This is a genomic window from Amycolatopsis sp. NPDC041971 (assembly GCF_055588925.1).
Map to the genome: position 1 here is coordinate 97640 of NZ_JBVJCE010000014.1, position 11304 is coordinate 108943.

At 68.9% G+C, this 11304-nt stretch carries 9 protein-coding genes and 1 riboswitch; of the genes, 4 read left to right on the forward strand and 5 right to left on the reverse strand.

What is annotated here, in order from left to right:
* Position 1 precedes the first annotated feature (1 nt).
* The 4 genes from paaC to ACZ6DT_RS26085 all read left to right on the forward strand — a co-directional run bounded on the left by paaC (position 2) and on the right by ACZ6DT_RS26085 (position 3707).
* Positions 2-859, forward strand: coding sequence for a 1,2-phenylacetyl-CoA epoxidase subunit PaaC (paaC, locus tag ACZ6DT_RS26070; RefSeq protein ID WP_465599811.1), 858 nt, complete (start codon positions 2-4; stop codon positions 857-859).
* On the forward strand, positions 853-1341 hold the full coding sequence (gene paaD, locus ACZ6DT_RS26075) for a 1,2-phenylacetyl-CoA epoxidase subunit PaaD (RefSeq protein ID WP_465599814.1): 489 nt from the start codon (positions 853-855) through the stop codon (positions 1339-1341). Before paaC ends, paaD begins: the two co-directional genes overlap by 7 nt.
* 1 nt (position 1342) lies before the next feature.
* Positions 1343-2428 carry a 1,2-phenylacetyl-CoA epoxidase subunit PaaE gene (gene paaE, locus ACZ6DT_RS26080; RefSeq protein ID WP_465599816.1) on the forward strand — a complete coding sequence of 362 codons (1086 nt, stop codon included), beginning with the start codon at positions 1343-1345 and terminating at the stop codon, positions 2426-2428.
* Between the two features lie 190 nt (positions 2429-2618).
* The gene (locus ACZ6DT_RS26085; protein ID WP_465599818.1) at positions 2619-3707 is read left to right on the forward strand and encodes a dihydrofolate reductase family protein; all 1089 of its coding nucleotides are present in this window, start codon (positions 2619-2621) and stop codon (positions 3705-3707) included.
* 201 nt (positions 3708-3908) lie between these two features.
* Here ACZ6DT_RS26085 and cobN read toward each other — a convergent pair whose 3' ends face one another.
* From cobN to ACZ6DT_RS26110, 5 genes are all read right to left on the reverse strand, one after another.
* Positions 3909-7490 (reverse strand): cobaltochelatase subunit CobN, encoded by a 3582-nt coding sequence (cobN, locus tag ACZ6DT_RS26090; RefSeq protein ID WP_465599820.1) that lies wholly within the window; start codon positions 7488-7490, stop codon positions 3909-3911.
* A 53-nt stretch (positions 7491-7543) separates the two neighbouring features.
* Positions 7544-7618, reverse strand: a riboswitch (cobalamin riboswitch).
* 966 nt (positions 7619-8584) lie between these two features.
* Complete coding sequence (locus tag ACZ6DT_RS26095) at positions 8585-9265, reverse strand: hypothetical protein (RefSeq protein ID WP_465599822.1); 681 nt, start codon at positions 9263-9265, stop codon at positions 8585-8587.
* Positions 9262-9507: a helix-turn-helix transcriptional regulator gene (locus tag ACZ6DT_RS26100; protein WP_005162705.1), complete on the reverse strand. Its 246-nt coding sequence runs from the start codon at positions 9505-9507 to the stop codon at positions 9262-9264. Before ACZ6DT_RS26100 ends, ACZ6DT_RS26095 begins: the two co-directional genes overlap by 4 nt.
* 3 nt (positions 9508-9510) lie before the next feature.
* Entirely contained in the window at positions 9511-10362 is an 852-nt protein-coding gene (locus tag ACZ6DT_RS26105) for an ABC transporter permease (RefSeq protein ID WP_465599824.1), read from the reverse strand.
* Complete coding sequence (locus ACZ6DT_RS26110) at positions 10359-11267, reverse strand: ABC transporter ATP-binding protein (RefSeq protein WP_465599826.1); 909 nt, start codon at positions 11265-11267, stop codon at positions 10359-10361. The genes ACZ6DT_RS26105 and ACZ6DT_RS26110 overlap by 4 nt, the downstream gene beginning before the upstream one ends.
* Positions 11268-11304: the final 37 nt, after the last annotated feature.

Here is an 11304-nt window from a genome sequence, read left to right on the forward strand (position 1 = left end):
CATGAGCTTCGACAACGCCTACGAGGCGATCACCGAGGAAAACGACTCGCGCTGGGCCTTCGGCACCGGGTTCGAAGACCCACTGTCCGGTGTGGACACAGGAGTTCCGTCCGGTGTGGACGGTACCAGGCTGGCCGCGTACTGCCTGATGCTCGGAGACGACGCGCTGATCTTCTCGCACCGGTTGCAGGAGTGGTGCACGAACGCGCCCGAACTCGAGGACGAGGTCGCGATCGCCAACATCGCGCTCGACCTGCTCGGACAGGCACGGTTGCTGCTCGCCCGCGCGGGCAAGGCCGACGGCAGCGGCCGCACCGAGGACTCGTACGCCTTCTTCCGGAGCGAGCAGGAGTACCGCAACGTCCGGCTCGCCGAACTCGACGGCGGGCACTTCGGGCGGTTGATCGCGCGGCTGCTGGTGTTCTCGATCTGGCGGCTCGCTTTGTTGCAGCGCCTGCAGTCCTCTGTGGACCCGGTGCTCGCGGCCATCGCGGACAAGGGTGTCAAAGAAGTCGCGTACCACCGCGACTATGCCGCCCAGTGGGCCGTGCGCCTCGGCGACGGCACCGAGCTGTCGCACGAGCGCATGCAGGAAGGCCTCGACGAGGTCTGGCCGTACGTCGACGAGCTGTTCGTGGCGCACGAGGCCGAGTTCGTCGAGTCGCCGTCGCTGCGGCCGGAGTTCGACGCGGTCCTCGACCAGGTTCTCGCCGCCGCGACCCTGACACGACCCGATGTCGGCGCGCTCGCCGGGGTGTCGGGGCGGATGGGCCGCGACGGGGTGCACACCGAGCGGATGGGCTTCCTGCTGGCGGAGTTGCAGAGCGTCGCCAGAGAACACCCGGACGCGACATGGTGACCGCGTACGCCGTGGCGGCCACGGTCACCGATCCGGAACTGCCGATGCTCACCCTCGCCGATCTCGGTGTGCTGCGTGAAGTGTCCGAATCGGATGGTCGGGTGGTCGTCGCGATCACCCCGACCTACACCGGCTGCCCGGCGATGGACACCATGCGCGACGACCTCGTGCACGCGCTCACCGGCGCGGGCTACGGCGAGGTCGAGGTCCGTACGGTGCTGCGGCCCGCCTGGTCCACGGACTGGATCACCGAGGACGGCAAGCGGAAGCTGGCCGAAGCGGGCATCGCGCCGCCCGGAGCGGCGCCGCGGCGGACCGGCCCGATCCCGCTCACGCTGAGCCCGCCGGTGTCATCGGTCCGCTGCCCGCACTGCGGCTCCGCCGACACCGAAGAGCAGTCCCGGTTCAGCGCGACGGCGTGCAAAGCCTTGCGCCGCTGCCGGTTCTGCCTCGAGCCGTTCGAACACGTCAAGGAGATCTAGCGTGACCGCCACATCTCTTGTCACAACGCCGCGCCGCACGGGTTTCCATTCCCTCAAGGTGTCCGACGTGCAGCGCCTGTGCGATGACGCCGTCGCGGTGACCTTCGACGTGCCCGAAGACCTCGCGGACACCTTTCGCTTCAAGCCGGGCCAGTCGCTGACCCTGCGCCGCGAGATCGACGGCCGCGACGAGCGCCGTTCGTACTCGATCTGTGCGCCCGCCGGCGCGGCGCCGCGCGTCGGTGTCCGGGAAGTGCCGGGCGGGCTGTTCTCGTCGTGGCTGGTGCACGACGTGAAGCCCGGTGACGAGATCGAAGTCGCGCCGCCGACCGGCAACTTCAGCCCCGACCTGGCAGCCGCTGGGCACCACGTGCTGATCGCGGCCGGATCCGGGATCACGCCGGTGCTGTCGATCGCGTCCTCGCTGCTCAGCGACTCCGACGCGACGGTGACCGTGCTCTACGGCAACCGCCGCACCGACACCGTCATGTTCGCCGACGACCTCGCGGATCTGAAGGATCGCCACCCCGCGCGGCTCGAACTCGTCCACGTCCTCTCCCGCGAACCACGCGAGGCCGAGCTGTTCACCGGACGGCTCGACGTGGAGAAGCTGCGGCGCCTGTGCACCGTGCTGATCCCGGTCGAGGACGTCGCGCATTGGTGGCTGTGCGGGCCGTTCGAGATGGTGACCGGCGCGCAGGAGCTGCTGCGTTCGCTGGACGTCCCCGAGGAGCGTGTCCATCAGGAATTGTTCTATGTGGACACTCCGCCGGAGCCGGTGCACCACATCGATCCGGCCGTCGTGGGTTCGTCCAGCGAGGTCACGCTGGTGCTCGACGGCCGGTCGACGACGATGACGCTGCCGCGCAACTCCTCCCTGCTCGACGGTGCGCAGAAGTACCGACCGGATCTGCCGTTCGCCTGCAAGGGCGGGGTATGCGGAACCTGCCGGGCGAAGATCTGCGACGGCAAGGTGGACATGCGGCGCAACTTCGCGCTGGAGAAGGCCGAAGTCGACGCCGGGTTCGTGCTCACCTGCCAGTCGGTGCCGATTTCGGACGCCGTCACCGTGGACTTCGACGTCTGATCCCCGCGCATTTCGTCCTCTGAATGCGGTAGTTGCGCACGCAAGTACCGCATCCAGAGGTGCCGCGAGCAGCCGTTGCCGAAATCCGGCAACGGAGGACCTGGCACAAGCCCCACCGCCCCGAGACGCGGTCTGCCACCTCGGGGACCAGAGCCACCCCTTCGCGACTGGCGGGGGGCATACTGACGAGGTGATCGAACGCCCCCACGTCCTGCTGTCCGCCGCGGTTTCGCTGGACGGATACCTCGACGACGCGACCGACACCCGGCTGGTGCTGTCGAATCAGGAAGACTGGGCCAGGGTGGACGGGCTGCGCGCGGCGTCGGACGCGATCCTCGTCGGCGCGAACACGGTCCGCGCCGACAACCCGCGCCTGCTGATCCGCTCGCCGGAGCTGGTGGCGGAACGGGTCGCGACGGGTCGTCCCGGACAGCCGGTCAAGGTCACCCTCACGCGGAGCGGGTCACTCGATCCGGCGGTACAGTTCTTCACCGTCGGTGACGCCGAGAAACTGGTCTACGCCCCGCCGGGCGTCGTCACGGGAGTGAAGGCGACCGTTGTCGAACTGGTGGATCTGCGGGCGATGCTGGCCGACCTGCACGCGCGGGGCGTCCGGCGGCTGATGGTCGAAGGCGGGGGCGCGATCCACACCCAGTTCCTCACCGAAGGCCTGGTCGACGAACTGCACCTGGCGATCGCGCCGTTCTTCGTCGGCGATCCGCGGGCACCCCGGTTCGCCGGGCCCGGCGCGTTCCCACGGGGGCTGACACTGACCGGCACGACGAGGCTGGGTGACATCGCCGTACTGGAGTACCACGCGACACCGGAACCGTCCGAAGTGGACATACTGCGGCTGCGTGAGGCCATCGCGCTGGCGGAGCTTTGCCCACCGCGTACCTTCCGCGTCGGCGCCGTCATCACCGCCGCCGACGGCGAAGTCATCTCCACCGGCTACTCGGGCGACGGCGACCCCGCCAACCACGCGGAAGAAGCCGCCCTCGCCAAGCTCGAACCTGGAGATCCGAGACTGGCGGGGGCGACGATATACACCTCGCTGGAGCCGTGCAGCTCGCGGACGTCACATCCGCGAAGCTGCACCCGGCTCATCCTCGACGCCGGCCTCCCGCGCGTCGTTTTCGCCTGGCGCGAGCCGTCGGTGTTCGTCGACTGCGTCGGCGCCGAAACGCTGGAAGCGGCCGGACGCCGGGTGATCGAGGTACCCGCCCTCGCCGCCGACGTCCGCCGCGCGAACACCCATCTCCCGGGTGTCCACCTGTGAACTACTTGCAGGCGCCGCAGCAGCCGCAGCCCAGACCGGTGCACGCCGAGCAGCAACCGTGGCGAAGCACGACCTTCAACAGACGCTTGATCATCGCTGTCCTCTCGATCATTGACGTCCCACCGCCCTTGTCACGCTAAGTTCTGCGCATACGACAGTGGTACCGCCGGGAGGGCCATGGCGCCGCTCCAGCGGGTGAAGTCAGGATTCGAGGTCACCTTCCAGCGAAAGGTAGACCTCGCGCAGCTGTGCCAGAAGGTCGGCGTCCGGCTCCGCCCAGAGCCCCCGGTCGGCCGCCTCGTTCAGCCGCTCGATGATGCCGCGCAACGCCCACGGGTTGGCCTGGCGCAGGAACTCCTGGTTGACCTCGTCGAGCACGTAGGACTCGGTGAGCTTCTCGTACATCCAGTCGCCGACCACCCCGGCGGTGGCGTCGAAACCGAAGAGGTAATCGACCGTCGCCGCCAGCTCGAAAGCACCCTTGTAGCCGTGCTTGCGCATCGCGGCCAGCCAGCGTGGGTTGACCACACGGGCGCGGAAGACGCGAGCGGTCTCCTCGCCGAGGGTGCGCGTGCGGACCGCGTCCGGGGTGGTGCTGTCGCCGACGTAGGACGCGGGCGCGGTCCCGGTGAGCGCGCGGACGGTCGCGATCATCCCGCCGTGGTACTGGAAGTAGTCGTCGGAGTCGGCGATGTCGTGCTCGCGGGTGTCGGTGTTCTTGGCCGCGACCACGATCCGCTTGTAGGAGTTCTCCATGTCCTCGCGCGCGGGTTTGCCGTCGAGGTCACGGCCGTAGGCGAAGCCGCCCCACACCGCGTAGACCTCGGCGAGATCCTTGTCGTCGCGCCAGTTCCCGGAATCCATCAGCGGCAGCAGGCCCGCGCCGTACGCGCCGGGCTTGGAGCCGAAGATCCTCGTGGTGGCACGGCGTTCGTCGCCGTGCGCGGCCAGATCCGCGCGGGTGTGGGCGCGGACGAAGTTCTGCTCGTCCGGTTCGTCGAGGTTCGCCACCAGGCGGACGGCGTCGTCCAGCAGGGTGATCACATGCGGGAAGGCGTCGCGGAAGAACCCGCTGATCCGCACGGTGACGTCGATCCGCGGGCGGCCGAGTTCGGCGAGCGGGATGGCTTCGATCCCGGTGACCCGTCGCGAGGCCTCGTCCCAGACCGGCTGGACACCCAGCAGGGCGAGGACTTCCGCCGCGTCGTCGCCCGACGTGCGCATGGCCGACGTGCCCCACACCGAGAGGCCGACCGAACGCGGCCAGTCGCCCGTGTCCTCTTTGTAGCGGCGGAGGAGCGAGTCCGCGAGCGCCTGCCCGGTCTCCCAGGCGAGACGGCTCGGGATGGCCTTCGGGTCGACGGTGTAGAAGTTGCGGCCGGTCGGCAGCACGTTGATCAGGCCGCGCAGGGGAGAGCCGCTGGGGCCGGCCGGGATGTAGCCGCCGTCGAGCGCGTGGAGCACGGCGTCGATCTCGGCGCCGGTGCCCGCCAGCCGCGGCACGATCTCGGTGGCGGCGAAGGTCAGCACGCGGGCGACCTCCTGGTGTTCAGGGACGTCGGCGACGACCTCGGCGACCGCGGCCGGGGACCACTCCCTGGCCTCCATCGCCTCGACGAGTGAGCGGGCCTTCTGCTCGATCGCGTCCACTTCGGACAGTGGTGCGTCGCTGTTCTCCTTGAGCCCCAAAGCGGAACGCAAGCCGGGGACCGCGCCCTGTTTGCCGCCCCACATCTGCTGGGCACGCAGCATCGCGAGCACGAGGTTGATCCGCGCCTCACCTTCCGGCGCGGCGCCGAGGATGTGCAGGCCGTCGCGGATCTGCGCGTCCTTGACCTCGCACAGCCAGCCGTCGATGTGCAGCAGGAAGTCGTCGAACTCGGCGTCGTGCGGGCGTTCCTCGACACCGAGGTCGTGGTCCAGTTTGGCGGCCTGGATGAGCGTCCAGATCTGCGCGCGGACCGCGGGCAGCTTCGCCGGGTCCATCGCGGCGATGTTGGCGTGCTCGTCGAGGAGTTGCTCCAGACGGGCCATGTCGCCGTAGCTCTCGGCACGGGCCATCGGCGGGATGAGGTGGTCGACGATCGTGGCGTGCGCGCGTCGTTTCGCCTGCGCGCCCTCACCCGGGTCGTTGATCAGGAACGGGTAGATCAGCGGCAGGTTGCCGAGGACGGCGTCCGGCGCGCAGGAGTCCGAGAGGCCCGCGGTCTTACCGGGAAGCCACTCCAGCGAACCGTGTTTGCCGAGGTGGACGACGGCGTGCGCGCCGAATTCCTCTTCCAGCCAGCGGTACGCGGCCAGATAATGGTGACTCGGCGGGAGGTCCGGGTTGTGATAGATCGCCACCGGGTTCTCGCCGAAGCCGCGCGGCGGCTGGATCATCAGGATGACGTTGCCGGATTGCAGGGACGCCAGGACGATGTCGCCGTTGTCGACGTAGAGCTCACCGGGCGCGGGGCCCCAGTGCTCCTCCATGCCTTCGCGCAGTTCCGCGGGCAGCTTGGCGAACCACTCGCGGTACTTGTCGGCCGGAACGCGGATCGGGTTGCCGGACAGCTGTTCCTCGGTGAGCCACTCCGGATCCTGACCGCCCGCGGCGATGAGCGCGTGGATCAGCGCGTCTCCGTCGGGCTGGTCGGTGCCCGTGGGCTCGACGCCGGGGAACGGGTACTCGCCGAGGTCATAACCCCGTTCGCGCATGCGGCGCAGCAGTTCGATCGCGGACGCGGGCGTGTCGAGGCCGACGGCGTTGCCGACGCGGGAGTGCTTCGTCGGGTACGCGGAGAGCATCAGCGCGATACGCCGTTCCGGCGGGGGAGTGTGGCGCAACCGGGCGTGGGCGAGCGCGATCTTGGCGACGCGGGAAGCGCGCTCGGCGTCCGGCACGTACTTGGGGAGACCGTCGTCGTCGATCTCCTTGAACGAGAACGGGACGGTGATGAGGCGGCCGTCGAATTCGGGGACGGCCATCTGGTTGCCCGCGTCGAGCGGGGAGAGGCCGTCGTCGTTGGCCGACCAGGTCTCGCGGTCGCTGGTGAGGCACAGGGCCTGGAGGATCGGGATGTCGAGCGCGGCCATCTCGGCGACGTCCCACGCCTCGTCGTCGCCGCCCGCGCCGACTTCGGAGGGCCGGGTGCCCCCGGCCGCCAGCACGGTGACCAGGAGCGCGTCGGCCTTGGCCAGCTCGGCCATCATCTCCGGCTCGCGGGTGCGCAGGGACGCGCAATGGATCGGGAGCGCGCGGCCCCCGGCGTCCTCGACGGCGTCGGAGAGGGCGTGGACGAACTCGGTGTTGCCGGACAGGTGATGCGCCCGGTAGTAAAGGATCGCGATGACCGGACCCTCGGTGGTCTTGGGCGTGCGCTCGAGGACACCCCACAGCGGCTGCACCGCGGGCGGCTCGAAGCCGTCACCGGTCAGAAGGAGCGTGTCGCTCAGGAAGCGATGCAGCTGGGTGAGGTTCTCCGGCCCGCCCTGCGCGAGGTACGCGTGCGCCTCCGCCGCCGTGCCCGCCGGGACCGTGGACAGCTTCATGAGCTGCGCGTCCGGCGTCTGCTCACCGCCGAGGACCACCACGTGCGCGCCACTCGCGCGGACCGCGTCGAGCCCGTCGGACCAGCTGCGTTCGGAGCCGAGGATCCGGACGACGACGATCGGGGCGCCGTCGAGCAGGGCAGGCAGCTCGGCCAGATCGAGCCGGGCCGGGTTCGCCAGCCGGTAATCGGCCTCGCTGGAACGGGCGCTGAGCAGGTCGGTGTCCGAAGTGGACAGAAGCAGGATCACAGCAGTCCTCACTCGGGGTGTCCGCGCCCCGGGTCGTGCGGTCGCGCCGGCCGGAGTTCCTGGCTTCCCCTCTTTGCCCTGGAGGGGTGACAGTGGCGGGACCGCCCCGGACTCTCACCGGGTTCCTCCACCTGCCGACGCGTGGGTTCTTCAGTTCACTCTCCGGTGCGGTCCGGCGGGAGTCAAGGTGATGTGCAGCCGGGGTCGGAGTCTTGACCCGCATGTGGCGAGGATCTGCGCACGGTGAGCAGCTGGCCCTGGTGGCGGATGGACGGCTCCCGGGGAAGGGGCGTGCGTGACGAGGACGAGTTGCCGAGGGCGTGCTGGAGCACCTGTGCGGCCGCGCCCACGCCGGCAGCACAGCCATGAACCGCCCGGCGGCCGGCACGAAAGCCGCGATCAGCCAGGCTCGGATGGTGGATCGCTCTGGGTTTGGCGCCGGGCGGGGTCGTGCGGCTGTAGCCGGTCACGATGGCCAGACTGCGGCGCGCTCCCGAAATGTCCGTCAAGGGCAGGTGAGGAGGTCGGGCTATGTGGGCTTCTGGGTGTCGTTATGGCTGCGCATTCAGTCCTCTCACTGCGCGGACTGTGTGGGTTTTGGTGCGTTGGATGACCCGAAATCCACACGGTCGCGCGTGAATGGTCCGGTCACGGGCCATGACGAGTCGATCAGGCCCCCGAGTCTCAGCGGCACCACCAGTCATCACGGGGCGCGTGGAGGGCCCCTCCCCTCGGCTCGGCCGGAGAAACTCGGCCTTCACACCTTTGCGAGTACGTGATGGCCCCCTTCCTGTACCTAGGCGCAAGGAAGGGGGCCTTCATGTACTTCACACGGGGCAAGATCCGGTGCCGCCGGCCTGCCGGGCATGACGAGGGCCGCGGCGCGGATGAGCGGGTTCGGGTCTTTGGGCTCGTGGCCGTCGGGGTCGAGCCAGGGCGGCAGCTTCTCTCGGCGTCCGCGAGTTGGCGGGGTCCGGCGTGGCGGGCGCCACTTGCCGGCGCGCCACTGTTCCTGCGGCAACTCGGGAAGGAAGGTGATTCGGTCGGGATGGCTCCACCACTTTCCGGCATCGAGACAAGCAAGCCGCCCGCGATCACTCGGCCGACCGCGCGGCAGCCGAAGCGACCTGCTCTCGCAGCGAAACGACCGCTTCGGCGAGATCCATCGGATCGACGGTCGCGGCCCATTCGCGGATGAGCTCGGACCGCCAGCGAACGACCTGTTTCTCCGCGTCGCGCACGATGGCCGCCTGGGTGTACTCCTGGGCGTCGACGGCCGCTTCCTTGCGTCGCCGGTGCTCGGCGATCTGCGAAGTCAGCAGGTCGATCTCAAGAGGCGGGTCCGCGGGTCCGCGTACCGGGGTCCCGGGGCCGGAACCGCTCCAGACGGCGTTCTCGTCGAGAAAGGGGGCCCAGATCCGAGCGTAAGCCTCCCGCGTCCGTTCCTCCGTCACGCCGTGTTCGCCCAGGACGCGGGCCGGTCCACCGCCTGCCGACAGCAGTCCGGTGACCAGCTCCCCCAAACCGGATAACCGCAACACTTCGCGGACTTCAGCGGTTACGGGATGCCCATCCACGGTCTCGACGGCAAGCGACGAATCCGCGCGCGCCGCTTTCTCCAGTTGCCATACGAGGACGTCGCGGGAAATCCCCAACGCGCCCGGCAGGGCATACCCGACGCCATCGTCGAGCACGGCGAGCAGCAATTCCTCGCCGCCGATTCGGTCATGCCCCAACCGGACGGCGTGGGCGTGAGCCCGCTCCAGCAGGCTCACGCCGACCGCTCCGACGAAGAGTCGCCTATCCGCGGGAAAGGCGCGGTGGAGAAGATGATCTCCACCGCGACCTCGAAGAACTCCGCGATCCGCAACGCGAGATAGAGACTCGGGCTGTACTCGCCGCGTTCGAGGTAGCCGATGGTCTGGTAGTGCACGCCCAGCGCATCGGCGAGCTCGCGGCGGGAGATGCCTCGTTCCGCGCGCAGCATCGCGATCCGGTTGTAAACGACCTCGCTCATGAACTAGCCAATTCGCTGCATCGCCTTTTCCCGTCGTGCCGCCACCGAGGACCCGGACTCGCGCCGCGCCATACGCCGCAGGACGACCGGGGCCAGTGTCAATCCGATCACGGCCCACGCGGTCAGCACGCCGAGGGTCTCCCATGGCCGCCAGGACTGTCCGATCTCGATGATCACCGTCGAGTCCGGGAGCAGCGCCGACCGCATGCCGAGGCCGAGCCAGTACATCGGGAACACCTGCGCGATGTACTGCAACCATTCCGGCAGCGCGGTGATCGGGTAGAAGATCCCGGAGATCGCGCCGAGTCCCGCCACCGGCAGCATGATCAGTCCGATGCTGCGGGCGTTGCTGGTCAGTGAACCGAAGACGGCGCCGATCGGCATGGTCGCGATCAAGCCGATCACCAGGACCCACAGCAGGCTCAGCCACGACGACCAGCCACCCGGCGCGATGCCGTCGAAGAGGAACAGGCTGGGGATCAACACCAGGAGTAACCCGATGACGGTGCCGAAGGAGATCGACACGACCTTGCCGACCAGGTAGCCGATCATGCCGTTCGGGGTGGCCTTGGCCCGAAGGAGGGTTCCGTCCTCGCGTTCGACCGCCAGGATGCCCGCCATCCCGAGCATGCCGCTGAACACGATCGACGCACCCAGCACGCTCGGCACGGTGGCGGCGCCCAGTGAGAAGTCCGTCCCGGGGAGTTTCGAGTCCCGCATGAAGAACATGACGACCACGAAGATGACCGGGAACATGAAGATGTTGAACAGGTCTTCGCGGTTGGTCAGGGTCTGACGGGTTTCGAGCCAGCCCCGTGTCATACCGAGCCGGACGCTGTGCTGGATCGCGTTCATGGCGCGCTCACCTCCACGAGCGGGGATTCGGCCTGGCGGACCAGGGTCATGTACGTGTCTTCCAGCGACGCCCGCCGGACCTCCAGGTCACCGATGGCGTCCCCGTGCTGCTTGAACAGTTCGTGCACGTACTTCGTCGATTCGGTCGTGGAGTGCACGAACCGCTGGCCGTCCAGCGTCCAGCGCACCTCGGCCTCGCCGGCGATCTGCCTGCTCAGCGCGTCGGCCGAACCGTCGGCGACGATCCGGCCGTGGTTCAGGATCAGGATCCGGTCGGCCAGTTTCTCGGCCTCGTCGAGGTCGTGGGTGGTCAGCAGGATCGTCGTGTCGTCGTCGTCGGTAAGCCGGTGCACGAGTTCGTGGAACTCGCGCCGGGCCTCCGGGTCCAGTCCGGCGGTCGGCTCGTCGAGGAACAGCAGTTCCGGACGGCCGACGATGCCGATCGCGACGTCGAGACGGCGTCGCTGCCCGCCCGAGAGCATCCGGACCTTCTTGTCCGCGTGCTCGGTCAACCCGACCGCGGCGACCAGTTCGTCCGGATCCCACGGCCGCTTGATGCGATCCGTGGAGTACGGCGCGTAGTAGCCGCCGAGGTGCTCCAGCAGTTCCCGCACCCGCCATTTCGCGTGGTCGCGCCAGGCTTGGAGGACGACCCCCAGCCGCGCCCTCCAGTTCTCGTCCGCGTGTGCCGGGTCGGTGCCCAGCACGCTGACCTCGCCCTCCGAGCGCATCCGGAAGCCTTCGAGGATTTCGATCGTCGTGGTCTTGCCCGCCCCGTTCGGTCCCAGCAGGCAGATCACCTCGCCACGGTGCGCGGTGAAGTCCACGCCGTGGAGGACGTCGTTCGTCCCGTAGCGCATCCGGAGATCTTTGACGGTGATCATCACGTCGTGTGGATCTCTCATTGGTCACCCCCATCTCAGTGCTGCGATCGAATGTAGC

Coding starts and splice junctions, on each gene's coding strand:
- paaC (WP_465599811.1), top strand. CDS start 2: ATGAGCTTCGACAACGCCTACGAGGCGATCACCGAGGAAAACGACTCG.
- paaD (WP_465599814.1), top strand. CDS start 853: ATGGTGACCGCGTACGCCGTGGCGGCCACGGTCACCGATCCGGAACTG.
- ACZ6DT_RS26100 (WP_005162705.1), bottom strand. CDS start 9,507: ATGAGCGAGGTCGTTTACAACCGGATCGCGATGCTGCGCGCGGAACGA.
- ACZ6DT_RS26105 (WP_465599824.1), bottom strand. CDS start 10,362: ATGAACGCGATCCAGCACAGCGTCCGGCTCGGTATGACACGGGGCTGG.
- ACZ6DT_RS26110 (WP_465599826.1), bottom strand. CDS start 11,267: ATGAGAGATCCACACGACGTGATGATCACCGTCAAAGATCTCCGGATG.